General features: G+C 64.3%; 24 protein-coding genes. 18 read left to right on the top strand and 6 right to left on the bottom strand.

The window, feature by feature from the left end; all coding sequences use genetic code 11:
- Positions 1 to 107: 107 nt before the first annotated feature.
- The 3 genes from AC5JDC_RS11245 to AC5JDC_RS11235 all read left to right on the top strand — a co-directional run bounded on the left by AC5JDC_RS11245 (position 108) and on the right by AC5JDC_RS11235 (position 1,871).
- The gene (locus AC5JDC_RS11245) at positions 108 to 536 is read left to right on the top strand and encodes a pilus assembly protein N-terminal domain-containing protein (protein ID WP_495841420.1); all 429 of its coding nucleotides are present in this window, start codon (positions 108 to 110) and stop codon (positions 534 to 536) included.
- A 128-nt stretch (positions 537 to 664) separates the two neighbouring features.
- Positions 665 to 1,225, top strand: coding sequence for a TadE/TadG family type IV pilus assembly protein (locus AC5JDC_RS11240; protein WP_106772881.1), 561 nt, complete (start codon positions 665 to 667; stop codon positions 1,223 to 1,225).
- A gap of 28 nt (positions 1,226 to 1,253) precedes the next feature.
- Positions 1,254 to 1,871, top strand: coding sequence for a TadE/TadG family type IV pilus assembly protein (locus tag AC5JDC_RS11235; RefSeq protein WP_106772768.1), 618 nt, complete (start codon positions 1,254 to 1,256; stop codon positions 1,869 to 1,871).
- 76 nt (positions 1,872 to 1,947) lie between these two features.
- On the opposite strand, the gene AC5JDC_RS11230 is transcribed toward AC5JDC_RS11235, so the two are convergent.
- Complete coding sequence (locus tag AC5JDC_RS11230) at positions 1,948 to 3,636, bottom strand: calcium-binding protein (protein ID WP_495841419.1); 1,689 nt, start codon at positions 3,634 to 3,636, stop codon at positions 1,948 to 1,950.
- A 360-nt stretch (positions 3,637 to 3,996) separates the two neighbouring features.
- On the opposite strand from AC5JDC_RS11230, the gene AC5JDC_RS11225 reads away from it, so the two are divergent.
- The 3 genes from AC5JDC_RS11225 to AC5JDC_RS11215 are packed head-to-tail and all read left to right on the top strand — an operon-like array spanning position 3,997 to position 5,711.
- Positions 3,997 to 4,416, top strand: coding sequence for an HIT domain-containing protein (locus tag AC5JDC_RS11225; protein WP_106772771.1), 420 nt, complete (start codon positions 3,997 to 3,999; stop codon positions 4,414 to 4,416).
- A 31-nt stretch (positions 4,417 to 4,447) separates the two neighbouring features.
- On the top strand, positions 4,448 to 5,389 hold the full coding sequence (gene nudC / locus AC5JDC_RS11220) for an NAD(+) diphosphatase (protein WP_495841418.1): 942 nt from the start codon (positions 4,448 to 4,450) through the stop codon (positions 5,387 to 5,389).
- A gap of 28 nt (positions 5,390 to 5,417) precedes the next feature.
- Positions 5,418 to 5,711 carry a Dabb family protein gene (locus tag AC5JDC_RS11215; RefSeq protein WP_495841417.1) on the top strand — a complete coding sequence of 98 codons (294 nt, stop codon included), beginning with the start codon at positions 5,418 to 5,420 and terminating at the stop codon, positions 5,709 to 5,711.
- A gap of 21 nt (positions 5,712 to 5,732) precedes the next feature.
- Here AC5JDC_RS11215 and AC5JDC_RS11210 read toward each other — a convergent pair whose 3' ends face one another.
- Positions 5,733 to 6,596 carry a prephenate dehydratase gene (locus tag AC5JDC_RS11210; protein ID WP_106772773.1) on the bottom strand — a complete coding sequence of 288 codons (864 nt, stop codon included), beginning with the start codon at positions 6,594 to 6,596 and terminating at the stop codon, positions 5,733 to 5,735.
- 2 nt (positions 6,597 to 6,598) lie between these two features.
- The gene (locus AC5JDC_RS11205; RefSeq protein ID WP_495841416.1) at positions 6,599 to 7,333 is read right to left on the bottom strand and encodes a 3-deoxy-manno-octulosonate cytidylyltransferase; all 735 of its coding nucleotides are present in this window, start codon (positions 7,331 to 7,333) and stop codon (positions 6,599 to 6,601) included.
- Positions 7,334 to 7,530: 197 nt separating this feature from the next.
- Here AC5JDC_RS11205 and AC5JDC_RS11200 point away from each other — a divergent pair, with 197 nt between their 5' ends.
- The 8 genes from AC5JDC_RS11200 (at position 7,531) to AC5JDC_RS11165 (ending at position 17,029) form a co-directional block, all read left to right on the top strand.
- Entirely contained in the window at positions 7,531 to 8,283 is a 753-nt protein-coding gene (locus AC5JDC_RS11200) for a c-type cytochrome (RefSeq protein ID WP_495841415.1), read from the top strand.
- Positions 8,284 to 8,422: 139 nt separating this feature from the next.
- Entirely contained in the window at positions 8,423 to 10,348 is a 1,926-nt protein-coding gene (locus AC5JDC_RS11195; RefSeq protein WP_495841414.1) for an extracellular solute-binding protein, read from the top strand.
- Positions 10,348 to 12,225, top strand: a complete 1,878-nt coding sequence (locus tag AC5JDC_RS11190; protein WP_495841413.1) for an extracellular solute-binding protein — start codon at positions 10,348 to 10,350, stop codon at positions 12,223 to 12,225. Before AC5JDC_RS11195 ends, AC5JDC_RS11190 begins: the two co-directional genes overlap by 1 nt.
- 90 nt (positions 12,226 to 12,315) lie before the next feature.
- Complete coding sequence (locus tag AC5JDC_RS11185; protein ID WP_495841412.1) at positions 12,316 to 13,419, top strand: microcin C ABC transporter permease YejB; 1,104 nt, start codon at positions 12,316 to 12,318, stop codon at positions 13,417 to 13,419.
- The gene (locus AC5JDC_RS11180; RefSeq protein ID WP_495841411.1) at positions 13,419 to 14,570 is read left to right on the top strand and encodes an ABC transporter permease; all 1,152 of its coding nucleotides are present in this window, start codon (positions 13,419 to 13,421) and stop codon (positions 14,568 to 14,570) included. The genes AC5JDC_RS11185 and AC5JDC_RS11180 overlap by 1 nt, the downstream gene beginning before the upstream one ends.
- 88 nt (positions 14,571 to 14,658) lie before the next feature.
- On the top strand, positions 14,659 to 14,895 hold the full coding sequence (locus AC5JDC_RS11175) for a hypothetical protein (RefSeq protein ID WP_133170094.1): 237 nt from the start codon (positions 14,659 to 14,661) through the stop codon (positions 14,893 to 14,895).
- A complete protein-coding gene (locus AC5JDC_RS11170) occupies positions 14,895 to 15,404 on the top strand; it encodes a type II toxin-antitoxin system VapC family toxin (protein ID WP_495841410.1) in 510 nt (169 codons plus the stop codon). Before AC5JDC_RS11175 ends, AC5JDC_RS11170 begins: the two co-directional genes overlap by 1 nt.
- Complete coding sequence (locus AC5JDC_RS11165) at positions 15,401 to 17,029, top strand: ABC transporter ATP-binding protein (protein WP_495841409.1); 1,629 nt, start codon at positions 15,401 to 15,403, stop codon at positions 17,027 to 17,029. The genes AC5JDC_RS11170 and AC5JDC_RS11165 overlap by 4 nt, the downstream gene beginning before the upstream one ends.
- Positions 17,030 to 17,069: 40 nt before the next feature.
- On the opposite strand, the gene AC5JDC_RS11160 is transcribed toward AC5JDC_RS11165, so the two are convergent.
- From AC5JDC_RS11160 to AC5JDC_RS11150, 3 genes are all read right to left on the bottom strand, one after another.
- Positions 17,070 to 17,522, bottom strand: a complete 453-nt coding sequence (locus tag AC5JDC_RS11160) for a DoxX family protein (protein ID WP_106772782.1) — start codon at positions 17,520 to 17,522, stop codon at positions 17,070 to 17,072.
- Positions 17,523 to 17,727: 205 nt separating this feature from the next.
- Positions 17,728 to 20,031 (bottom strand): hybrid sensor histidine kinase/response regulator, encoded by a 2,304-nt coding sequence (locus AC5JDC_RS11155; RefSeq protein WP_495841408.1) that lies wholly within the window; start codon positions 20,029 to 20,031, stop codon positions 17,728 to 17,730.
- Between the two features lie 249 nt (positions 20,032 to 20,280).
- Positions 20,281 to 21,297, bottom strand: coding sequence for a LacI family transcriptional regulator (locus AC5JDC_RS11150; protein WP_106772784.1), 1,017 nt, complete (start codon positions 21,295 to 21,297; stop codon positions 20,281 to 20,283).
- A gap of 396 nt (positions 21,298 to 21,693) precedes the next feature.
- Between AC5JDC_RS11150 and AC5JDC_RS11145 the strand changes: the two genes are divergently transcribed.
- The 4 genes from AC5JDC_RS11145 (at position 21,694) to AC5JDC_RS11130 (ending at position 25,887) form a co-directional block, all read left to right on the top strand.
- Complete coding sequence (locus tag AC5JDC_RS11145) at positions 21,694 to 22,932, top strand: ABC transporter substrate-binding protein (RefSeq protein WP_106772785.1); 1,239 nt, start codon at positions 21,694 to 21,696, stop codon at positions 22,930 to 22,932.
- 66 nt (positions 22,933 to 22,998) lie between these two features.
- The gene (locus AC5JDC_RS11140; protein ID WP_106772786.1) at positions 22,999 to 23,892 is read left to right on the top strand and encodes a carbohydrate ABC transporter permease; all 894 of its coding nucleotides are present in this window, start codon (positions 22,999 to 23,001) and stop codon (positions 23,890 to 23,892) included.
- Positions 23,885 to 24,799, top strand: a complete 915-nt coding sequence (locus tag AC5JDC_RS11135; protein WP_495841407.1) for a carbohydrate ABC transporter permease — start codon at positions 23,885 to 23,887, stop codon at positions 24,797 to 24,799. The genes AC5JDC_RS11140 and AC5JDC_RS11135 overlap by 8 nt, the downstream gene beginning before the upstream one ends.
- 2 nt (positions 24,800 to 24,801) lie before the next feature.
- A complete protein-coding gene (locus AC5JDC_RS11130; RefSeq protein WP_495841406.1) occupies positions 24,802 to 25,887 on the top strand; it encodes an ABC transporter ATP-binding protein in 1,086 nt (361 codons plus the stop codon).
- Positions 25,888 to 25,906 lie beyond the last annotated feature (19 nt).

Raw genomic sequence — 25,906 nt, 5'->3', positions numbered from 1 at the left:
CACCGATCACCGCCCGCCTGGGTTCGTCGACAAGGCAAGCCGGCTTAACCGGCGATTCACCAATATCGTTCATCTTCGTGAAAGTGCCCGTCCACCGGAGAGCCGAGATGGCCGTATCGAAGACCTGTTCCCGTCTGCTCGGCGCGCTTGCGGCGCTGGTGCTGACCGCGACCGCCGCGGCTCATGCCGAGGGCGGAATCGAAGTGGTGATGAACCAGGCCAAGATCGTCAAGCTGGCGCGCGCCGCCGACACGATCGTGGTCGGCAACCCGCGGATCGCCGACGCCGCCGTCCAGGACGCCACCACCATCGTGCTGACCGGCAAGGGATTCGGCGTCACCAACCTGGTCGTTCTCGACGAGGCCGGCAGCCCGATCGTCGACGAGCAGATCGTCGTCACGCGCCAGACCGCAAACTCCGTGCGCGTATACAGGCGTGCCGACATCCAGACGCTTTCCTGCGCGCCGTTCTGCGAGGGCTCCTACAAATCGGCTGCCGAGTACACCTCGGAAGCCGAAATCTCGGCGGGGCCATAAAATTCGCGCCAGGCATGCCCCGTTAGCGGGACGTGAATGCAGGCATCGCGATTTTAACGATCGCCAAAACGGCGGATCAACAAGTTTCGTCTAGGTTGCCGCCGAACATGTGGGGCATGGGGCGGATCATGAGCACGTCTCCCGAGGCGAGCGGTCGTAGAAAGAAACCGGCGTTTTCGCCGTTGCGGCGTTTCGCCGGCAATTCCAGCGGCGCCACGGCGATCGAATTCGCCATGCTGGCGCTGCCGTTCTTCCTGCTGGTGCTCGCCATTATCGAGGTCTGCCTCTCCTTCGGCGGCCAGCAGGTGCTGGTGAACGCGACCAACGACGTCGCCCGCCAGTACCGCACCGGGCAGATCAGGCCGACGAACAACCCCGCGGCGGACGAGACGAAGCTGAGGGACGAGATCTGCGAGCGCCTCGAAATCATCGTCAGCAGCGGCTGCCCCGGGCTCACCGTCGATCTGCAAAGCTATACGACCTTCGAGGATGCGGCCAAGGTTCCGATCGCCTATCCGGACAAGGACGTGGCAACGCCTGGGCTGGCGGGCTCGAAGAACATGCTCCGCGCCTACTACAGATGGCCGCTGATCACCGATCTCCTGCAACTCATGGGATCGAAGGACAAGGACGGCACCACGATGCACTTCGCCGTCGCGGTCTGGCAGAACGAACCCTTCAACGATTGAGGCCGCGGCCAAGCGGAAAGTCAGGACCATGAACGCGCGTCTTTGGACACTTCGCCCTTCCCTTCGTCGCGCCTGCGCGAGGCTGGCGGGCGACCGCCGCGGCGTGGCGGCGGTGGAATTCGCCCTTCTCGTACCCATTCTGATGGCGATGTATTTCGTCACCATCGAGGTCGCTCAGGCGATCGACGGCAACCGCAAGGTCGGACGTATCGCCAGCATGGTCGGCGACCTGATCACGCAGCAGCCCGAGATCACCAAAAGCGAGCTCGAGGCGATCATGAAGATCGGCGGGTCGATCATTCAGCCTTATTCCCGCTCGGGGGCAACGATCACGGTTACGGCGATCCAGATCACGGCCAATCCCGACTCCAAGGTGCAGGTCGCCTGGTCCAGCAAGCTCGCCGGCGGGTCCTATAGCAAGCCGTTCACAACCGGTTCGGCAGCCACGGTACCGGACGCGCTGAACGTTCCCGGCACCTTCGCCATCAAGGTCGAGGCCGATTTGTCCTACCTGCCGATGATCGCATGGGGCGACGGCCAGAAGACGGCGCTCGGGCTAGGCGGGCTGTTCGACGACATCAAGATGAAAGAGACCTATTTCCTGCGGCCGCGCATGAGCACGACCATTCCGTGCACCAGTTGCTGAGCCGCAGACCATCCATTCATCCGCCAAAAAAAACGGGCGCCGCATCGCGGCGCCCGAAGCATTATTGCGTCAGCGCTCAGGCGACGACGAAGTCGGCGCTAGTGAGCGAGAGGCCAGGGGCCAGGCTGGCGAACTGCACCGCGGACGAGCCGCCGGCATTGCCGTCGGCGTCGTAGAGCAGGGCGCCGCTGTCGGTATCGTAGATGATGCGATGGGCCGCAGCTGTCGCCGCACCGGCCGCATTGGCGACGAAAGCCCCCGCCGCCAGCGGTCCTGCTCCAAGGACCGTGAAGATCGCGCTCGCGAGCTCGATCGTATCGGACGCCACGTTGTAGCCGACGATGGTGTCGACATTGCCGGCGCCGAGTGCGCTTGAGAACACGTAGGTGTCGGGCCCGGCGCTGCCAGTCAACGTGTCCGATCCGCCCTTGCCGTCGAGGCGGTTCGCACCGGCATTGCCGAAGATCTCCTGCGCGAACTCATTGCCGGTCAGATCGACACCGGCAAAGCCCTTCGAGTTCGTGGTCTTCATCACCTCGACCTCGACACCTGCCGCCAGCACGAAGTCCACGAAGCTGGCGACCGTGTCTTGTCCTTCGCCGCCGGCCTCGATGATCGTATCGCCGGAGTTGTAGACGAAGTAGGTGTCGTCACCGTCGCGTCCGCGCATCACGTCGGCCGCGCCGGCGCCGCCGTCGTTCAGGACGTTGTCGCCATCGTTGCCGATGATGGTCTGCGCGAACTTGTTGCCGGTCAGGTCGATCGCATCGGTGGCGGTCTGCGAGGTGGTCACCAGCGATTCGACATGCACGCCATTGCCGAGCTGGTAGTCGACCCCGGCGGCGACCCGGTCGGTGCCTTCGGCCGCTCGTTCAACAACGACGGCATTCGAATTGTAGACGATATAGGTGTCGTTGCCGTCCCGCCCGATCAGGGTATCGGGTTGGCTGTCGCTTGCGCCCGGACCGGTTCCGCCGTCGTGCAGCCGGTTGTTGCCGTCATTGCCGACGATTCTCTGAGCAAGCGCGTTGCCGCGCAGATCGATGCTCGAAGTACCGGTCGATTTGGTCGTCGTCAGCACCTCGATTTCCTGACCTGCCGCGAGGACCCAGTCGATGTTGGACGCCACCCGGTCGGCAGTGCCGCCGCCCGCGACTTCGTCCACCACATCCGACAGGCTGTTGACGATATAAGTGTCGTTGCCCAGCCCGCCGGTCATCTTGTCGTTGCCGATACCGCCATTCAGCGTATCGGCGCCGTTGCCGCCGACCAGCGTGTCGTTGCCGAGCGCACCGGTCAGCGTATCGTCGCCGTCCAGTCCGGTAAGGACGTTGGCATCGGCATTGCCGATGAGGGTGTCCTTGAAGTTTGACCCGCGCAGGTTGGTGATGCCGGTCAGGATATCGCCCTCGGCATGCCCGCCTGACCCCACGGTCGCATTGGTAAGCGCGATCTTCACGCCGAGAACATTCACGTCGATCGTCGACGTCGTGCTCAGGTTGATCGTCACGCCTGCGGTCGAGGTGTCGTAGATCGCGGTGTCGTTGCCGGACAGGCTGATGGTGCCGACGTTCAGCACGACGTTGAGCACGCCGCCAATAATGTTGTCAGCCCCCGCGCCTCCTTCGATGATGTCGTTGCCGGCGTAGCCGATACAGGTATCGTCCCCTCCCTTGCCGTAGATCTCATCGTCGCCAAGACCTGTCACAATCCCAAGAAGTCCCGGAAGGACGTTAGGATTGTCGTCGCCTTCGAACTTAGCCATTTCTACCTCCACTTGTGCGGGGAACGAACCAACCTGCAATCTATGCAGGCGCTTCCCCGCAGCGGGAGAGACTATATACCGATTCTTGACAAGCAATAATCCTATTAGGATCGCTTTTATCTACAATTTAATCGGGTAATTGCTTTATTTAATGCTGATTGTACTGTATATTCTATAATAAACTACTTATAGAAAATATAGTATAAGTCATAAATATACTTATTCGCTCAAGTTATTATTCTTGAGTTTGAGCTGAATGTATTCGCTCATGAAGCGCCTCCCCGTCCTGCCGGTTCCACGATTCGCTTGCAGCGGCGGCGCGCTGCCTCTAGCCTTCGGAAAAACACCGAGGGAACGCCGATGCTGCCTGGCATCAAGGCCGGTTTCGAACTCGATGCCCGGCTCGAAGCCGACAGCGTGTCGCTGTTATGGCTCGGGCTGTGCGAGCTCCGTCTGATGAACGATCGGCGCTGGCCGTGGGTGCTGCTGATCCCGCAGCGCCCCGGCATCGAGGAGTTGCACGACCTCACCCCGCTCGACCAGGCGATGCTCACCTTCGAGACCAACATGGTCGCGCAAGGGCTGAAACAGGTCACCGGCTGCACCAAGATCAACTCCGGCGCGCTCGGCAACATCGTACGGCAGCTGCATGTGCATGTGGTGGCGCGCTCGGAGGGCGATCCCGGCTGGCCCGGTCCGGTCTGGGGTTTCGGCCCGCGCGAGCCCTACAAGGTCGACGCCATGCGTAGTTTCATCGACAAGATAAGAGCGGCGCTGTAGGGTCGGCCTCCCGACTCAAGCGCCCATGCCCATGCCCTTCCGCCTCTTCGACGCGCCCGAGCGCGAACCCAGCCAGTTCGTCGGTTTCGCCGGCAACCGTCTCGACCGGCGCGCCGAGAAGCGCGGCGACGACGCGGCTCAGCTTGCCCTCACGGAGCCTGGGGCTCGGGTCCTGCTGGTGCACGCCGGACGCGCCTACCTGCGGCCGAACGGCGAGGCCTTTGGCGGCTTCTTCGCGCTCTCGGAGGTGGAAAGCTTCGGTGCGTCGCCGGCGGAGATGGTCCTGCTCGGCTTCGACGAGGCCGGGCCGGTGCTCGCCGCGGCGGCCGGTGTCGAGCCCGAGCTGCTTCCCGAATCCGTCAAGGCGATCGACTACCGCTCCGTCTATATGCAGGGACTGCTCGGCCTGGCCGAGCTCGGCGCGCTTGCACAGGGGGCGGCCCTGCTCGCCTGGCATGCCAGCCACCAGTTCTGTGGCCGCTGCGGAACCCGGACGGAGATGCGCGCCGGCGGCTACAAGCGCCAGTGCCCGGCCTGCGGCACAGAGCATTTTCCGCGCACCGATCCCGTGGCGATCATGCTCACGGTGACGCGCGGCAAATGCCTGCTCGGACGGGGGCGGCATTTCGCCCCGGGCATGTATTCGGCTCTGGCCGGCTTCATCGAACCCGGCGAGACGATCGAGGCGGCGGTGCGCCGCGAGACTCTCGAGGAATCCGGCATCCGGCTCGGCCGCGTCGTCTACCATGCCAGCCAACCCTGGCCGTTCCCCTATTCGCTGATGATCGGGTGCTTCGGCGAGGCGCTCGACGAGGACATCCGGCGCGACGAGGCCGAGCTGGAGGACTGCCGCTGGTTCTCGCGCGACGAGGTGCTTGCCGCGCTGGCCAAAAACCATCCCGGCGGGGTGTTCGTACCGCCGCCAGGCGCGATCGCCCATCATCTCATCCGCTTCTGGGCCGAAAACCCGTAGGCGCCCCGTTCACACGCAAGGAGACGACATGATCCGGCACACCGTCGTGTTCACGCTCAGGCACGAGCCGGGATCGGCCGGGGAGCGCGATTTCCTCACCGAGGCGCGCAGGCTGGCCGACATTCCCGGTGTCGAAAAGTTCGAGCAATTGCGCCAGGTCAGCCCAAAGAACGATTTTCGCTTTGGCTTCTCGATGGAGTTTTCCGACCAGGCCGCCTATTCGGGCTACAACGACCACCCGTTCCACGTCGCTTTCGTCCGCGACCGCTGGATACCGGAGGTGGAAACCTTCCTGGAAATCGACTACGCACCGCTGGATTGAGGGTCGCGAGGCCGCTCGGCCTCAATCCGCGACGTTCCACTCCTCACGCGAATCGCTGCGCGGATAGACGCCGAGGATGCGCACCTCCTTCGAGAAAAACCGCAATTCGTCGAGTGCGTTCTTCACGCCCGGATCGTCCGGATGGCCTTCGATGTCGGCGTAGAACAGCGTCGCCGTGAAGGCGCCGAGTTGGTAGCTCTCAAGCTTGGTCATGTTGACGCCATTGGTGGCGAAGCCGCCCATCGCCTTGTAGAGCGCGGCCGGCACGTTGCGCACCCGGAAGATGAAGGTCGTCATCATCCTTGCGTCGGGCGACGGCCGTTCGGCCCATTTCTTGTCCTTCGTCAGCACGACGAAACGGGTGACGTTGCTGTCGGTGTCCTCGACGTTCTCCTCGATGATGTCGAGGCCGTAGAGGTCGGCCGCGAGCCGCGGCGCCAGAGCCGCCATGCCGCGGTCGCCCATTTCGCCGACCAGCTTGGCTGCGCCCGCCGTATCGCCGGCGACCACAGGCTTCCAGCCGTTCTTGCGGATGAACTTCCGGCACTGGCCGAGCGCGTGGATGTGGCTGTGCACGCTCTTGATTTCCTTGCGGGCGACGCCTGGCAGGACCATCAGCTGGAAATGGATCGGCAGGAAATACTCGGCGATGATGTGCAGCCTCGATTCGGGCAGCAGGTGATGGATGTCGGCGACGCGGCCGGCGATCGTGTTCTCGATCGGGATCATGGCGAGGTCGGCCTTGCCGGTCTCCACGGCGTTGAAGGCGTCCTCGAAGGTCGGGCAGGGCAGCGGTTCCATGTCGGGAACCATGTTGCGGCAGGCGGTGTCGGAATTGGCGCCCGGCTCGCCCTGGAAGGAGATGCGGTTGGTCTTGTCGGCCATCGTCAGGCTTTCCTGCTCAGGATTTCGCGGGCGCGCTCGAGATCCTCGGGCGTGTCGACGCCGAGCGGCACCGAGGCGACCAGCTCGACATCGATGCGCATGCCGGCCTCCAGCGCACGCAACTGCTCCAGCCGCTCACGCTGTTCCAGCGGGGAAGGCGGCAGCGCCACGAAGCGGGCAAGCGCCGAGCGGCGATAGGCGTAGAGCCCGATGTGATGATAGTGCGGGCCTTCGCCCCAGGGCGCGGTGGCGCGGGTGAAGTACAGCGCCCGCAGCCGGCCCCGCGACAGGGGAGAGCCGACGACCTTGACCACGTTCGGATTCGTTCGCTCCTCCTCGCGCGAGATTTCCACGCCGAGCGTGCCGATGTCGACGGCTGGGTCGGCCAGGGGTGCCAGCGCGGCCGCGATCGTCGCCGGCTCGACGGTCGGCAGGTCGCCCTGGACGTTGATGACGGTCTCCACGCGCGCCTCGGGGTCGAGCGCGGACAGCGCCTCGAAGATGCGATCAGAGCCCGATTGATGATCGACGCGCGTCATCACCGCCTCGAAGCCGTTCGCCTGCACCGCCTGGGCGACGGCCTCGGTGTCGGTCGCCACCACGACGCGGCCGAGACCGCTCTCGGCGGCGCGCGCCGCCACATGCACGATCATCGGCAGGCCGGCGATATCGGCGAGCGGTTTTCCCGGCAGGCGTGTGGAAGCCATGCGGGCGGGGATCAGGATGAGTGTGGTCATTTGGCTCGGGCGGGTCGCAAAACAGGGGTTTCGAAAGTGGCAAAACGTCTCATGGGCGGCGCCCTTATAGGAGTTGCAACGACCAAGCAAAAGACCTAGTTTCCGCGCCACCTGACCGGCGGCTCCCGGTCGCGGCACCCTTGCCCGCGGACCGGAAGCGCACGGAGACCAAGGGCGGACTCAGGAGCCAGGAGCGTATGGACTCTTTCGAATTCAACAAGATCGTCGGCGCGCTGCTGGCGGCCGTCTTCGTGATCTTCTCTGTATCCCTGATTTCCGACTCGATTTTTGCCGCTCCCACGCCCGAAAAGCCCGGCTACCACATCGAAGCGACGGAAGAGGCGCCAGCCTCCGGCGGCGGCGAAGCCCCGGCGCAGGAATCGGCTCTGCCACTGATCGCCGGCGCCAACGTCGAACAGGGCGCGGCCATCTTCAAGAAATGCATCGCCTGCCACACCGACGACAGCGGCGGCGCCAACAAGGTCGGCCCGAATCTCTGGGGCGTCGTCAACCGCCCGGTCGCCTCGCATGCCGGCTTCTCATATTCGGCGGCCATGAAGGACTTCGCCCAGGGCGGCTCCGTGGTCTGGGACTACGAGCACCTCGACCATTTCCTGCTGTCACCGAAGGCCCTGGTCAAAGGCACCGCCATGGGCTTCGCCGGCCTGAAGAAGGTCGAGGAGCGCGCCGCCGTCATCGCCTATCTGCGCACCACGGCCGACAGCCAGGCGCCGCTGCCGGAGGCTTCCGCCGCACCGGCCGCAGAAAACGCATCCGCTCCCGCCGATGCGGCACCGGCGGCCGAAAACGCCGCGCCGAAGCCGGCTGAAGGTGCTGCTCCCGCCGAGGGTGCCGCCCCGGCGGAAGGCGGTGCTGCCGCGCCGGCCGAGAATACCGCTCCGGGCGCCGCCCCGCAGCCGGCCGAACCGGCGCCTGCCCCGGCACAATGACAAATTTGTAATCGAAGACTTCATGAAAAAGCCGGGTTCAGCCCGGCTTTTTTGTTATCAAGGGTTGGTTCGTGCCGCTGCCCGGTTCCCATCGCTGGCGAGTGGACTAGGTTATGGCAAGTTCTGTCAGGAGGTCTGGATGAAGGGTCTGCCCCGTGCGCGCAAGCTGGTACCGGCGATCGCCGCCTTGCTGATGGCCGTGACGGCCGGCCACGCCCAGGAATGGCAGACCACCTCGTCGCTGATGGGCGAATCGAAATACGGCCAGAACTTCGCGCGCTACGACTACGTCAATCCCGATGCGCCGAAGGGCGGGACGCTGAATTCCACGGCGCTCGGCACCTTCGACAGCTTCAATCCCTATATCGTCCGCGGGACGCCGGCGGCGGGCTTCGCCCAACTTCGAGGAGGCTTGCTCTACGATACGTTGATGGATGCGTCTACCGACGAGGCCAGCGTCAGCCATCCGCTGGTGGCGGATGCCTACAAATATCCGGACGACTATTCGTCGGCGACCTACAGGCTCGATCCGCGCGCCAAGTGGCATGACGGGCAGCCGATCACCGTGGACGACGTGATCTGGTCGTTCAACGTGCTGAAGGCCAACAGCCCGATGTACAACCGCTACTACGAGAACGTCACCGAGGCGGTGGCGCTCAACGATCGCGAGGTCGAGTTCCGCTTCGACCAGAAGGGCAACCGCGAACTACCGCAGATCATGGGCGACCTCGTCGTCCTGCCGAAGCACTGGTGGGAAGGCACCGACGCGGACGGCAGGAAGCGCGACATCACCCAGCCAACGCTGGAGCCGCCGCTCGGCTCCGCCGCCTACAGGATCGCCAGCTTCAAGCCGGGCTCGGAGATCGTCTGGGAGCGCGTCAAGGACTACTGGGGCCAGAAGCTTCCCGTGAAGATCGGCCGCGAGAACTTCGACAGGCTGCGCTACGTGTATTTCCAGGACGACAACGCGATGTGGCAGGCCTTCACCAAAGGGGGCTTTGAAGACATTCAGATGGAGATGAGCTCGCGGCGCTGGGCTACCTTCTACAATTTCCCTGCCTTCAACGCCGGTGATGTCGTCAAGAAAGAGTTTGCGGCGACCGCACGCGCCAACATGCAGGGTTTTGCCATGAACATGCGCCGGCCGCTGTTCCAGGACCGCAAGGTCCGCGAGGCGCTGACCTATGTCTTCGATTTCGAGACGATGAACAGGACCATCTTCTTCGGCTTCAACACCCGGGTGAACAGCTATTTCGTCGGCAGCGAGTTGGCCTCCTCCGGTCTGCCGAAAGGCAAGGAACTCGCAATCCTGGAGCAGTTCAGGGACCAGCTTCCGCCGGAAGTGTTTACCCAGGAATACAAGCTTCCGGTCTATGAGCAGCCTAAACCGCAGGCCGGCGACCGACTGCAGCCGGCCCCCGCGAGCCAGCCGGAGCCCGAACGCAACCATCTGCGCGATGTCGTCAGGCTGTTCGCCGAAGCCGGCTGGAAAATCCAGAACGGCCGCATGACAAACGAGAAGACGGGCGAACCCTTCAGGTTCGAAATCCTCGGCAACAACAATACGGATGGGGTGATCGCCACGCCCTACATCAACATGCTGCGCAAGGTCGGCATCGATGCAACACTGCGCATCGTCGATCCCAACCAGTATGTCAATCGCATCAACAACTTCGATTTCGATGTGGTGACGACGGTACTCGGCCAGTCGAGTTCCCCGGGCAACGAGCAGCGGGACTTCTGGTCGTCGAGGGCTGCGGATACACCGGGATCGCGCAACCTCTCCGGTATCAAGAATCCGGTCGTCGACGCGCTGGTCGAGAAGGTGATCTTCGCGACCGACCGCGAGGAATTGGTCGCCGCCACCAACGCGCTCGACCGCGTTCTGCTGTGGAACTTCTACGTGGTGCCGCAGTACACGCGGGCCGTGACCTGGCTCGCCTACTGGAACAAGTTCGGCATCCCTGAAAAGCAGCCGGACTATATCGGACCCGACACCCAGTCCTGGTGGATCGACGCGGACAAGGAGAAGGCGCTGGCGGCGAAGTACAAGGGCGTCAATTGATGCGCGCCAGCCGCCGCGGGTTCCTCGCCGGGGTGGGCGCCGCGCTCGCAGCGCCTCTCCTGCCGCGAAAGCTCTTCGCGGAGAACCCCGCGGGCACGCCGCTGCACGGGCTTTCCGCCTTCGGCGACCTGAAATACGGCCCCGATTTCACGCATTTCGACTATGTCGACCCCGATGCGCCGAAGGGTGGAGTGTTCAATTTCTCGCCGCCCAACTGGCTCTTCAACCAGAACCCGCAGACCTTCAACACGCTGAACAGTTTTGTGGCGCGCGGCGACGCGCCACCGCGCATGGAGCTGTGCTTCGATTCGCTGATGACCAACAAGTCGACGACGGCGCTCGACGAGCCCGACGCCGTCTACGGGCTGCTGGCCGAAAGCATCACCATCTCGGAGGACCGCAAGAGCTTCGAGTTCGCGCTGCGGCCCGAGGCGCGCTTTCACGACGGCTCGCCGCTCACCGCCGAGGACGCGGCCTTCACCTACAAGCTGTTCAAGGAGGACGGCCATCCCAGCCTGCTGCTGGTGCTTACCGAGATGACCGAGGCGGTGGCGCTGGACCGGCACCGATTGAGGCTGAGCTTCTCCGGCAAGCATTCGGAGCGCACCATCCTCGACGCGGTGACGTTCCCCATCCTGTCGAAGGCCTACTACACCGAAAACAGCTTCGAGGGCGGCGACCTCAAGCCGCCGCTGGGTTCGGGGCCTTACAAGGTCGGCCGCGTCTCGGCTGGGCAGACGATCGAATACGAGCGGGTCGCCGACTATTGGGGCAGGGACCTGCCGGTGAACCGCGGCACCTACAATTTCGACCGCATCCGCATTGATTTCTACCGCAACCGGCAGGCCGGCTTCGAAGCCTTCAAGAAGGGCGACGTGCTCTACCGGCAGGAACACACCGCGCGGGTCTGGGCGACGGACTACGACTTCCCGGCGATCGCGCAGGGGCGCATAATCAAACGGGAATTTCCCGGCGAGAAGCGGCCGTCGATGCAGGCCGTGGCGATAAACCTGCGCCGGGAACGCTTCCGGGACGTGCGCGTGCGCCGGGCGATCGGCATGTGCTTCGACTTCGACTGGACGAAGCGCAACCTGTTCTACGATTCCTATGAGCGCTCGCAGTCCAGTTTCGAACGTTCCGACTACAAGGCCGAGGGCATGCCTTCGCCGGAGGAACTCGCCCTGCTGGAACCCTTGCGCGAGCTGCTTCCGCCCGAGGTGTTCGGCGAGGCGGTCGTGCAGCCGGTCTCCAACGCCTCGGGACGCGACCGCAAGCTGCTAGGCGACGCCTCGAAGCTGCTTGCCGAGGCCGGCTGGAAGCGCGACGGCGGCGTGCTGGTCAATGCCAAGGGCGAGCGGCTGACCCTCGAGTTCCTCGACGACGACGACAGCCTTCTGCGCATCATCGCGCCTTGGGTCGAGAACCTGAAGGCGATCGGCATCGACGCCTCGATGCGGGTGGTGGACGCCGCGCAGATGCAGGCGCGGCAGGCCGATTTCGACTTCGATCTGGTGATGATGGCGGTGTTGTGGGACGCAACCCCGACCGAGGATGGGCTGGCGACGACGTTCCATTCCCGCTCGGCGAAGCTGGCCGGCTCGCGCAACCTGCCCGGCACGGCGGATCCTGCGGTCGACGCGCTGATCGCCGCGGTCGGCCGCGCGACCGACCGCCAGAGCCACATGGCCGCCATGCGCGCGCTCGACCGGGTCTTGCGCGCGCGCCAGGACTGGATTCCATGCTGGTATCTGGCGAATCACCGTGCCGCGTTCTGGGACATGTTCGGCTTCAAGGAGCCGAAGCCGGACTACGGTTTCCCGGTCGAGGCGCTGTGGTGGCATGACAAGGACAAGGCGTCGGCGATTGGCAAAGGGTAGGATCTTTCCCTTGGTACGAGGGCGAACGCGACGGCGCGTTGTCGCGGGTCTCGCCCGGTCGCACTCTACGCGACGAGCGGGTTCCTTCTGATGGCCGCCTATATCCTCCGCCGCCTGCTGCTGATGGTACCGACCTTGCTCGGCATCATGGCGATCTCCTTCATCGTGGTGCAGTTCGCTCCGGGCGGTCCCGTGGAGCAGGTCATCGCACGGCTGACCGGCCAGGGCGGCGATGCCATGGACCGTATCTCCGGCGGCGGCGGCGGTGACATGGCGGCCACCAATTTCGACGCCGGCGGCGAGGCATCGTCGCGCTACCGCGGCGCGCAGGGGCTCGATCCCGAGTTCATCGCCAAGCTGGAGCAGCAGTTCGGCTTCGACAAGCCGCCGCTCGAGCGCTTCGGTCTGATGCTGTGGAACTATGCCCGCTTCGATTTCGGCGAGAGCTATTTCCGCAAGATTTCGGTGATCGACCTGATCCTGGAGAAGATGCCGGTCTCGATCTCGCTCGGGCTGTGGCTGACGCTTCTCTCCTATCTCATCTCCATCCCGCTCGGCATCCGCAAGGCGGTGAAGGACGGCTCGGCGTTCGACACCTGGACCAGCGCGGTGGTCATCGTCGGCTACGCCATCCCCGCTTTCCTGTTCGCCATCCTGCTGATGGTGCTGTTCGCCGGCGGGTCGTTCTTCGACTGGTTCCCGCTGCGCAATCTGACCTCCGACAATTTCGACCAGCTGTCCTGGCCGGAGAAGATCGTCGACTATTTCTGGCACCTGACGCTGCCGCTGACGGCGATGGTGCTGTCGGCCTTCGCCACCACGACGCTGCTGACGAAGAACTCCTTCCTCGACGAGATCCGCAAGCAATATGTGGTCACGGCACGCGCCAAGGGCCTGTCGCAGCGGCGCATCCTCTATGGCCACGTCTTCCGCAACGCCATGCTGATCGTGATCGCCGGTTTTCCCGGCGCCTTCATCTCGGCCTTCTTCACCGGCTCGCTGCTGATCGAGAACATCTTCTCGCTCGATGGACTCGGCCTGCTCGGCTACAAGTCGCTGCTCGACCGCGACTATCCGGTGGTGTTCGCCAACCTCTACATCTTTTCGCTGATCGGCCTGTTCGTCTCGCTGCTCTCCGACCTCACCTACACATGGATCGACCCGCGCATCGATTTCGAGCGGAGGGACGTCTGATGTCGGACGTGCTCGCCAAGGCGACGGTCGAAGGCGTTCGCCATCAGGTCAAACGGCCACGGCTGTCGCCGCTCAACCAGCGGCGCTGGCAGAACTTCAAGGCCAACCGCCGCGGTTTCTGGTCGCTGTGGATTTTCCTGGTGCTGTTCGTGCTGTCGCTGGTCGCCGAGCTGATCGCCAACGACAAGCCGCTGATCGCCTCCTACAAGGGCGAGATCCTGTTCCCGGTGCTGGTCGACTATCCGGAAGAGATGTTCGGCGGCTTCTACGCCGTCACCGACTACCGTGATCCGGTGATCCAGGACGAGATCAACGCCAATGGCTGGGCGGTCTGGCCGCCGATCCGCTATTCCTACCGCACCGTCAACAACGAGATCGCCGAGCCGGCACCCTCGAAGCCATCCTGGATGTATTCGAAGGAAAAACGCTGCGAGCGCTACCCGGCCGGCGTCGAAGACCCGAACTGCACGCTCGGCAACTGGAACTGGCTCGGCACCGACGATCAGGCCCGCGACGTCTTCGCCCGCGTCATCTACGGCTTCCGCATCTCGGTGCTGTTCGGCCTGATCCTGACGTTCGGCTCGGCCGTGATCGGCGTGTCGGCCGGCGCGGTCCAGGGCTATTTCGGCGGCTGGACGGACCTGATCTTCCAGCGCTTCATCGAAATCTGGTCGGCCATCCCGGTGCTTTACCTGCTCCTGATCATCGCCGCGATCCTGCCGCCCGGCTTCTTCATCCTGCTCGGGCTGATGCTGGTGTTCACCTGGGTCGGCTTCGTCGGCGTGGTGCGGGCGGAGTTCCTGCGCGCCCGCAACTTCGAATATGTGAATGCGGCCCGCGCCCTCGGGGTGCCGGACCGCACCATCATGCTCCGCCACCTCCTGCCCAACGCCATGGTGGCGACGCTGACCTTCCTGCCCTTCATCCTCAACGGCTCCATCACTACGCTGACCTCGCTCGACTTCCTCGGCTTCGGCCTGCCGCCAGGCTCGCCGTCGCTGGGCGAACTGCTGAAGCAGGGGCAGCGCAACCTCAACGCATCATGGCTCGGCCTGTCCGGCTTCGTGGTGATTTCGCTGATGCTGTCGCTGCTGATCTTCATCGGCGAAGCCACACGCGACGCCTTCGATCCGCGGAAGACGTTCAGGTGAGACAAGCGGCATGGTATAAGGTCGTCGGTCTTCTACAGCGCAGACCGCGACGCTATGGCAGCGGTCCTCGAGAGTTGGAACTCGTTCCGTGAACAAGATCGTGCTCGAACATTATCCGGCTTCAAAATTGCCCCAGGAGTTGCGTGAAGGAATAGACCTTGCGGCAACGGTGAAGATTACCGTCGAAGAAGAAGCCGTTCGAAAACCGATGAACCGGGAAGAACTCCGAAATTCGCTGCTGACTGCTCGTGCCAAGGCGAAAGGCGTAACGCTCGAAGAGGCCGTCGCTCGCGTGCGCGAATTGCGGGACGAGTGGGACGATTGATGGAAATCATCAAGCGTCTCTACGTGGACACGAACATACTTATCGCGCTCGGCGAAGGCACGGACGATATCTCCAACCTTCTTTACTCTCTGGTCGACAGCCAAGCTCCTGACGAGCAACCATTTCTTTGCACTTCCGAATTGAGTTTGGCGGAACTGCTTGTCAGGCCATATCGCGAGCAGGATGAAACGCTAATCCAACTCTACGACAATTGGATTCAACGGCAAAATCCTTGGCTTCAGGTCGGTCCCGTCGATCATCAAACTCTGTGGTACTCGGCCGTCCTGCGGGCCTCCTACCGATCGCTCAAACTGCCTGATGCAATCCATTTGGCCACAGCGATCGGTTTCGAGTGCAGCCATTTCCTCACTGCCGACACCCGAATCCAGAACAGAGTCGAACTCTTTCATGAGCGAAGGGGCATCCGCCGTGGTCCCGCCGTTCTGGATGTTGTGCGACCGGACGCCGGCACGCTGAAAGCTATACTTGAAAGTCGGATTCCAAGTTGACCGCCCCCCTCCTCTCCGTCCGCGATCTCTCCGTCACCTTCACGCAGGGGGGGCGGACGACGACTGCCGTCGACCGCATCTCCTTCGACATCGCCAAGGGCGAGACGGTGGCGCTGGTCGGCGAATCCGGTTCCGGCAAGTCGGTCTCGGCGCTGTCGGTGCTTAAGCTCCTGCCCTATCCGCCCGCCGCCCATCCGGGCGGGCAGATCCTGTTCCAGGGCGACGACCTGCTCGTCAAGGACGAGCAGGCGCTGCGAAAGGTGCGCGGCAACAAGATCACCATGATCTTCCAGGAACCGATGACCTCGCTCAATCCGCTGCACACGATCGAGCAGCAGATCGTCGAGGTGCTGTCGCTGCACCAGGGCATGGGCGACAGGCAGGCGCGGGCGCGCACGCTGGAGCTGTTCCACGAGGTCGGCATACGCGATCCGGAAAAGCGTCTCGGCGCCTATCCGCACCAGCTTTCCGGCGGCCAGCGCCAGCGTGTGATGATCGCCATGGCGCTGGCCAACGAGCCGGAGCTGCTGATCGCCGACGAGCCGACCACGGCACTCGACGTCACGGTGCAGGCGCAGATCCTGGAGCTGCTGGCCCAGCTCAAGCAAAAGAACGGCATGTCGATGCTGTTCATCACCCACGATCTCGGCATCGTGCGCAAGATCGCCGACCGGGTCTGCGTGATGACGAAAGGCAAGATCGTCGAGACCGGCCCGACCGCGGAGATCTTCGCCAATCCGCAACATGACTACACGCGCCACCTGCTGGCGGCCGAGCCGAAAGGCCGCCCGCCGGCAGCCGATCCGGACGCAAAGACGGTGATGTCGGGCAAGGACGTAAAGGTCTGGTTCCCGATCAAGGAGGGGTTCTTCCGGCGCACCGTGGACCACGTGAAGGCGGTCGACGGCATCGACGTCACGGTGCGCGCCGGCCAGACGGTCGGGGTGGTCGGCGAATCCGGATCAGGCAAGACGACGCTGGGGCTGGCGCTCTGCCGCATGATCTCCTCGCAGGGTCGCATCCGCTTCCAGGAGCGCGACATCGACGCGATGACCTTCGCCGAGATGCGGCCTTTGCGCCGCGAGTTGCAGATCGTCTTCCAGGATCCCTTCGGCTCGCTCAGCCCGCGCATGTCGGTGGCCGAGATCATCGCCGAGGGTCTGCTGATTCACGAGCCCGGGCTGTCCGCCGATGCCCGGGACGAACGTGTGGTCGCCGTGCTGAAGGAAGTCGGCCTCGACGCGGAAACCCGCTTCCGCTACCCGCACGAATTTTCCGGCGGGCAGCGGCAGCGCATCGCGATCGCCCGGGCCATGGTGCTCAATCCGAAATTCGTGATGCTGGACGAGCCGACATCGGCCCTCGACATGAGCGTGCAGGCGCAGGTGGTCGATCTCCTGCGGGCATTGCAGGCCAGGCACGATCTCGCCTATCTGTTCATCAGCCACGATCTGAAGGTGGTGCGCGCGCTCGCCAACGAGGTCATCGTCATGCGCAACGGTCGAGTGGTCGAGCACGGCCCGGCCAGCCAGATCTTCGAGCGACCGCAGACTGACTACACCCGGGCGCTGATCTCGGCCGCCTTTCGTATCGAGACGGCCAAGGCGGACGTCGTCAGCGAGTAGCCGACCGTCGGCCGCCGCGGGCCTCGCGAAATGGTCGACCTCAGAACTCGCGGCCGAGCCTGGCGTCGACCGAATGCCGGTTGCCGCCGCGGATGGCGAAGAAGATGAAGATCGCCGCCCACAGGATCGACTTTTCGGCGCCGGAATAGCCTTCCGCCCGGACGATCCAGTGAACGTAGACGGTCACCAACAACACGATGGTGGCGGCGACCGACGCCGGCCGGGTGAGCAGGCCGAGCGCGATGAGGATGCCGCCGAAGAATTCGGCAGCGGCAAGCAGCGGCGACCAGAAGACACCCGGATAGAAGCCGAGGCTCTCGACCATCCCGGCCGCGCCGAAAGGGTTGACGATCTTCGGCACGCCATGGGTGACCAGCGCCAGACCGGCGACGACGCGCAGCAGCGTCTCGGCACCATCGTGCAGGCTGCCATAGAGGCGGCCGAGGGCAGGAATGATCAGGCGGCGGCGTGTCGGTAGGCTGGCGTCCGTCATCGGGTTCTCCGAATTTGCTGCGTTGCAGCAGAACGCGTAGGGGAGATCGCCGGTCAACTCAATCGAGCTGACAAAAAGTTGATCCGATAGAGAAGGTTTCCGTCACCGAGTCGCGATCTTGCCGCTCGACATGCGGCACCTTCCGTCAGCCGTCCCGCCCGGCGACACAGGCAGGCGGAGGTGAAGGATCAAACAAGAGTCAAAATCAGGAATCCCTGCTATGCAATGGCCCCGAGGTGCGGGCCGTTGTGGCGAGCGCGGCGATGGCCTGCCGGATGGTCTCGCGCGTGAACGGCTTTTCGACGACCGGCCTGCCCGCCCGTTCGAGGAAATGCGCCGCCGACAGGCCGAGCGTATCTCCGGTGACGAAGACGAAGCGGTCGGCAGCGGCGGGCACCGTCTCCCGCGCCCAGTCGTACAGAGCGGGGCCGTCGGTGTTCGGCATTCTGAGGTCGCAGAAGATCGCGTCGAACGGAGTCGCCGCCATGGCATGCTTGGCGTGGGCGCCATCCCCTACGACGGTGACCGAAAAGCCTTCCGTCTCCAGGAACAGGCCGACCATCTCGGCGACGTCGGGCTCGTCGTCGACGACGAGCGCGGTGCGGCCGATGCCGCCTTTCGTAATCTGCGGCTCGCGCCGGTCCGGCTGGCTGCCGGCACAGGGCTCGACCGGCAGCCGCAGGCGGAAATGCGCGCCCGCCGGGCCGTCGAGAAGCTCCAGCCGGCCGTTGTGGGCCTGCACGACGCCCAGCGAAAACGCCAGCCCGATCCCGGTTCCCACGCCCTGCGGCTTGGTGGTGAAGAACGGATCGAATATCCGGCTGCGGACGTCCGCCGATACGCCGGGCCCGTTGTCCGACACGAGGATCTCGATCTCGCCGCCGATCATCGCCGTGGCGATCTCGATGTGGCGCGGCTCGGGAATCTCCTGCAGCGCCTGCTGCGCATTGATGATCAGGTTGAGCAGCACCTGGTGCAGCTGATCGGGATCGACTTCGAGCAGCGGCAGGTCGTCGGAGAGCCGCGTGTCGACCTCGACGCCGGCCGTACGCAGGCCGTAGCTCGCTATGTCGAGCGCGGCGCGGATCAACTCGTTGACGTCGACGCTGCGGCGCTCGGGATGGCGTTCCCGCGCCATTGCGAGGAAGGTCTTGACGATGCGGGCGCAGCGTTCCGCCGCGCGCTTGATCTTGCCGGCACGGTCGGCATGGACCGTGCCCGCTAGCTGCTCCTCCAGCATGGCCGCCTGCGCGAACACCACCGCCAGCGGATTGTTGAGCTCGTGCGAGACGCCGGCAAGCAGCGACCCGAGCGCATTCAACCGTTCGCTCTGGGCAAGCGCCTCGCGCGAGCGCGCCAGCTCGGCTTCCGCCGCCTTCCTCGCGGTGAGGTCGAGAATGCTGCCGACGATCACCAGCCGACCGTCCATCTCGACATGGCGCCAACTAAGCGAAACCGGGAAAACCGATCCGTCGAGCCTGCAAAAATGCGCTTCCACGCCGTCGACGCGCGCCACCTCGCGCGACATGGCGTTGATGCGGCGATAGTCCTCGCGGGTCGCGAACCAGCGATGTCGCAGGAACCGCTCCTCGTCTCCCGGGCCGACCCCCATCATCTCGCGAAAGGCCGGGTTGGCGACGATCAGCTGGTTGGCCTCATCGATGAAGACGACCGGAACTGGATGGTGGTGGGTCACGGCGCGGAAGCGTTTTTCGCTCTCCGCCAGCCGCTCCGCCGAGCGCTTGAGTTCGGTGATGTCGATATCGAAGCCGCCGATGCGCGCCTGCTGCTGGTCTTCCCACTGGACGGGAAAGCGTACCACCAGGCTCCAGGCGTAGTCCGTCGCCTGGCTCAGGAATTCCTCGACGGCGATCGCCTGTCCCGCTTCCAGAACGCGGCGGTCGTTCTCCGCGATCATCGCGGCTTCCTCGTGCCCAAATATATCCACGGCCGAAAGCCCGATCGCTTCTTCGGCCGGCCGCCCGAACACCTTTCCCATTTCGGGATTGGCGATCAGATAGCGGCCGTCGACATCCTTGAGATACATGCCGATGGGCGCATGCCGCATGAACGCCTCCAGCCGCGCCTGGCTGCCGAGCAGCGCGGCGTCCCTGGCGTGGCGCGCCGAGAGATCGCGCAGGGTCGCGACGAAGAAGCGTCGGCTGCCGCTGCGCCCCCCCGTGATCGCAAGCTCCACCGGAAACTCGCTGCCGTCGGCGCGGACCGCGATCTGTTCTGAACGCTGCCCGAGCAGGCGTGGGACGCCTTCCGCCAAAAAGGCGTTGCGACCGAGGGGATGTACGTCGTGCAGGTGCGGCGGGACGATGAGGTCGTAGATCGTGGCGCCGATGGCAACGGCGCGGCGACAGCCGAATGTCGTCTCCGCCGCCGCGTTGAATTCGATGACGCGGCCGGTCTCGTCGGTGACGACGATGCAGTCCAGCGACGAACGGATCGCCGCAGCCAGGATCGCGTCGGCGGAGGCGGCCGTGGCGTCAGCCTGTTCCACGCGAGGCTTTTCTTCGAAAGGTCTCACATGCCGACCTTTGTATTGCAAACGCCGCTCTATCCCGATGGCGTCACATCAATGTTCGCCTTCAGTTGGCGAACGTCCCGAAATATCATCAATTAGCACCGGAAGGCCGCGGACTGAACTACTAAAGCTTCTGCGCATGAAAGCGAAATCGCGCGCCACGCCGCGAAGAACAGCCGCAGACGAGGAGCGGTCGACGGGGCTGCCGTGCCTCGCCCTCAGACCCTATCGCGTGTCCACCGCTCCGGGAACGGACAACGTCTGCAGCGAGCTGGGATCCTTGCCGCCGATCCAGCCGAGAACGGAGCGGGCGAGTTCCTCGCCGGCGAGGCGGAAATCCTCGTTGACCACCAGCAGTTCCGGCCGGAACAGATGCAGCAGGTCCGAAGACTGCTTCGACACCACGTCCACGTCGCGGCCGAGTTTCAGCCCGGCATCCTCGATGCCGGCGACGATCGCCAGCGTCGCCGCCGCGGCGCTGCTGACGAAACCGTCCGGACGGTCGCTCCGGCGCATGATCTGCGTGGTACGGCCGCGGATATGCTCGAGCGTGTGATCGATCGACACCGCGTTGAAGGACACTTCGGTAGCGCCGACCTCGTTCAGCGCGTCGGCGAAGCCGTCGACGGTGTGGGCGTAGTAAGTCAGGCCGGTGGGCGGTGCCAGCAGGGCCAGTCGGCGCCGGCCCATCGCGGCCAGTTGGCGCACAGCGATCTGGGCGAAGGCGTAATTGTCGAAGTCGTGAAACGGGTGCACGAGGCCCATGTCGGTGCGCCCATGCGTGGCGAAGGGCATGCCGTGCTCGAGCAGGTAGCGGGCGCGCGGATCGTTGGGCTGGGTGCGCGAGATGATGACACCGTCCGCCGACCCGGTTTCCACGACGTAGCGCACCGGCTCGAGCGGGTCCCGCGAGCGGGAATAGGGCGTGACGATGAGGTGGTAGGGCGTGTCGGCGATCACTTCGGAGATTCCGTAGATGATGTCCGACACGAAGCTCATGATCTGCTGGTCGGTGTCCAGCACCAGGCTGATGACGTTGGTCTTGCCGGTGCGCAGGCGAACGCCGGCCCGGTTCGGCCGGTAGCCGATCTGACGGGCGACGAGCTGTACCCGCCGCTTCGTCTCCTCCCCGATGTCGGGAGCGTCCTTCAGTGCCCGCGACACGGTGGTGACGCCGAGCCCGGTCATGAAGGCGATCGTCTTCAGCGTCGGCCGCGGGGCCTCCACCGTTCGCTCGCTCATCTGCCCCTCTCTGCCCGTGCCCCGCATGGCGTCCGCCTATCAGGCCCACGGTTCCACGGCAATTGCGGCCTGCGGCAAATGCTGCCGGCGGTCGATATCGCCCGGATAATCTGAAACGTTGCAGATTTCAATGCTGCATTCACGTATGGGGCAAAAGGCGGCCGCTGTGGGCCAGGAAAACGCACCATTGTAAACGCCCGGTTTGGGCCGTTTCGGCATTCCCGTGCACTTGTGCATCGCAACACAGATGTTTTGCACCGCAACGATCCGATTGCAGGAGATCATAATTTCGGGCGTCGAAAAAACTTGGCGTGTCAGCCAGAAGTCGGGTTGCGTGCTCCTGACAAATCCAATACAGAAAAATCTGTAACGTTTCAGTTTCAGGGAGGAATACCGATGCGTTATCGATTTTCGCGTGCCGTGCTCGCTGCCGGCGTAGCGTTCCTAGCAACCGTACCGGCTCACGCGACCGATCTCGAAGTCACCCATTGGTGGACCTCGGGCGGCGAAGCGGCTGCCGTCGCCGAATTCGCCAAGGCCTTCGACGCCACCGGCAACAAATGGGTCGACGGTGCCATCGCCGGTTCCGGCGACACCGCCCGGCCGGTCATGATCAGCCGCATCACCGGCGGCGACCCGATGGGCGCTACACAGTTCAACCACGGCCGCCAGGCCGAGGAACTGGTCCAGGAAGGCCTGATGCGCGACTTCACCGAACTCGCCGCCAAGGAGAACTGGACCGGATTGATCAACCCGCCGACGCTGCTGCAGAATTGCACGCTCGACGGCAAGATCTACTGCGTGCCGGTCAACATCCACTCCTGGCAGTGGATCTGGCTGTCCAACAAGGCGTTCGCCGATGCCGGCGTGCCGGTGCCGAAGAACTGGGACGAGTTCGTCGCCGCGGGGCCGGCGCTCGAAAAGGCTGGCAAGATTCCGCTGGCGATGGGCAAACAGGCTTGGCAGCAGTCCGGCGCGCTCAACGTTCTGATGGCGGCGATCGTCGGACCGGAAACCTTCCTCAAGGTCTACAAGGACAAGAGCGCCGACGTGGCCGGAGGTCCCGAGATCGCAAAAGTGTTCAAGGCTGCCGACGACGCGCGCAAGCTGGCCGCGAAGTCGAACGTGCAGAACTGGAACGAGGCGACCGCCATGGTCATCGGCGGCCAGGCCGGCGGGCAGATCATGGGCGATTGGGCGCAGGGCGAGTTCCAGGTGGCCGGCCAGGTGGCGGGCAAGGACTATACCTGCCTGCCCGGCCTCGGCCTCAATGCTGTCATCGCCACCGGCGGCGACGCCTTCTACTTCCCCAAGCTCGACGATCCGGAAAAGTCGAAGGCGCAGGAGGCGCTGGCTTCGGTGCTGATGTCCAAGGAAGCGCAGGTCGCCTTCAACCTCAAGAAGGGCTCGCTGCCGGTGCGCGGCGACGTCGATCTGACGACGGCCAATGACTGCATGAAGAAAGGCCTCGAGATCCTCGCGGCCGGCAAAACCATGCAGTGGACCGACGAACTGATCAGCCCGGACACGACCCAGCAGATGAACGACCTCATGTCCGAGTTCTTCAGCACGCCGAGCCTGACGGCCGAAGCCGCCCAGGCGCGCTTTGCCGAGATCATCGGCGCCGCCGACTGACGCGGCTTCCGCGGCGCCGGCCCACTGCGGCCGGCGTCTCCGGCCATTCCATCCCGAGGGAAGCTGATGGCAGACCGGACCCGTCCCAGCGGGCTTTTCAAGAACGTCAACGCCAAGATCGCCTCGATCCCGATGATCCTGACGGCGCTTTGCGTGTTCCTCGGCGGCACGCTTTGGACGGTCGTCTATTCGTTCACGGATTCGAAGCTGCTGCCGCGCCTGCGCTTTGTCGGCCTCGATCAGTACGAACGGCTGTGGTCGGCGCCGCGCTGGCTGGTGTCGATCGAGAATCTCGCGGTCTACGGCGTCCTGTCGCTGATTCTCAGCCTGGTAATCGGCTTCGTCCTCGCCGCCCTGCTCGACCAGAAGATCCGCTTCGAGAACACGTTCCGGACGATCTTTCTTTATCCGTTCGCGCTCAGCTTCGTCGTCACCGGGCTGGTCTGGCAGTGGATTCTCAATCCGCAGTTCGGCATCCAGCACATCGTGAGGAGCCTCGGCTTCGAAAGCTTCACCTTCGACCCCCTCTACAACGCCGACATCGTCATGTACGGCATCCTGATCGCCGGCTTGTGGCAGGGGACCGGGCTGGTCATGTGCCTGATGCTCGCCGGCCTGCGCGGCATCGACGAGGACATCTGGAAGGCCGCGCGCGTGGACGGCATCCCGATGTGGAAGACCTATCTCTTCATCGTCATCCCGATGATGCGGCCGGTCTTCATCACCACGCTCGTCATCATCACCTCGGGCATCGTCAAGCTCTACGACCTGGTGGTCGCGCAGACCGGCGGCGGACCCGGCAACGCCTCGGAGGTTCCCGCCAAATATGTCTACGAGTTCATGTTCCGGGCCCAGAACCTCGGCCAGGGCTTCGCCGCCTCCACGATGATGCTGCTCAGCGTCGCCATCATCATCATCCCGTGGGCCTATCTCGAATTCGGAGGCAAGCGCCGTGGCTGATCCCGCCGCTCTCCCGACGTCGGCCGGCGTGGAACCGCACGGCCCCCGCCCTCGCCGCGCCATCTCGCGCCGCAACGTCATTCTCTATGGCACGCTGGCCGTCGTGGCGATCTACTACCTGCTGCCGCTCTATGTGATGGTGGTCACCTCGCTCAAGGGCATGCCGGAAATCCGGCTCGGCAACATCTTCTCGCCGCCCGTCGAAATCACCTTCGAGCCCTGGGTCAAGGCGTGGGCGACGGCCTGCACCGGGCTGAATTGCGACGGCCTTTCCCGCGGCTTCTGGAATTCGGTGCGCATCACCGTACCGTCGGTGATCATCTCGATCGCCATCGCCTCGGTGAACGGCTACGCGCTGGCCAACTGGCGCTTCAAGGGCTCGGAGACGTTCTTCGCCATCCTGATCTTCGGCGCCTTCATCCCCTACCAGGTGATGCTCTATCCCATCGTCATCATCCTGCGCGAGATCGGTCTCTACGGCAGCCTCTGGGGCCTCGTCATCGTGCATTGCATCTTCGGCATGCCGATCCTGACCCTGCTCTTCCGCAACTACTTCACCTCGGTCCCGGAAGAGCTGTTCAAGGCAGCGCGCGTCGATGGCGCCGGGTTCTGGGGCATCTATCTCAAGATCATGCTGCCGATGTCGCTGCCGATCTTCGTGGTGGCGCTGATCATCCAGATCACCGGCATCTGGAACGACTTCCTGTTCGGCGTCGTCTACACGCGCCCCGACACCTATCCGATGACGGTCCAGCTCAACAACATCGTCAATTCCGTCCAGGGCGTGAAGGAGTACAACGTCAACATGGCAGCGACCCTGCTCACCGGCCTCGTGCCGCTGGTCATCTACTTCATCTCCGGAAAGCTGTTCGTGCGCGGCATCGCCGCCGGCGCGGTGAAGGGCTGAGCATGACGAGCGTCCTGGTCAAAGACGTCTCGCTCAACTTCGGCGCCGTCGAGGTGCTGAAATCCCTCAATCTCGACGTGACCGAAGGCGAGTTCATCGTGCTGCTCGGGCCGTCGGGCTGCGGCAAGTCGACCCTGCTCAACTGCATCGCCGGGCTGCTCGACGTGTCGGCCGGGCAGATTTTCATCAACGGCAAGAACGTCACCTGGGAGGAGCCGAAGGACCGCGGCATCGGCATGGTGTTCCAGTCCTACGCCCTCTACCCGCAGATGTCGGTGGAGGGGAATCTCTCCTTCGGCCTTAAGAATGCCGGCCTGCCGAAGGACGAGATCGCCAGGCGCATCGCCCGCGCCGCCTCCATCCTGCAGATCGAGCCGCTGCTCAAGCGCCGGCCGGCGGCGCTGTCGGGCGGCCAGCGCCAGCGCGTGGCGATCGGCCGGGCGCTGGTGCGCGACGTCGACGTCTTCCTGTTCGACGAGCCGCTCAGCAACCTCGACGCAAAGCTGCGCTCGGAGCTGAGGGTCGAGATCAAGCGGCTGCACCAGAAGCTCGGCAACACCATGATCTACGTCACCCACGACCAGATCGAGGCGATGACGCTGGCCGACCGCATCGCGGTGATGAAGGGCGGGCTGATCCAGCAGCTCGACGCGCCGCAGGCGATCTACGGCAAGCCGGTCAACCGCTTCGTCGCCGGCTTCATCGGCTCGCCCGGCATGAATTTCCTGGAAGGCCGGCTGGAGCCGCGCGACGGCCAGCCGCGCTTCGTCGCCGACGGGCTGGATATCCCGCTCGCGACCTACGCCTTCGACGCGGCCGGCTTCCGCCCCGGCCCGGCAGTGTTCGGCATGCGGCCCGAGCATGTCGGCCTGAACAGCGGCACCGGCTGGCCGTTCTCCTCCGCCACGACGGTCGAGGTGGTCGAGCCGATGGGCTCCGACACGCTGGTGTGGGCCAGGCTTGCCGGCCAGAATTTTACCGTGCGCGTCTCCTCCGAGCGTGCGCCGACCGTCGGCGATCAGATCGTGATCGGCTTCGATCCGCTGCGCGCCTCGCTCTTCGACGCCGATACCGGCGTCCGCCTCTGACACCCTTCGACAGCAATGG

The sequence above is a fragment of the Kumtagia sp. genome, from assembly GCF_059502445.1.
Note: the sequence above shows the minus strand (reverse complement) of the source record. Positions and strands in the feature narration are given on the sequence as shown.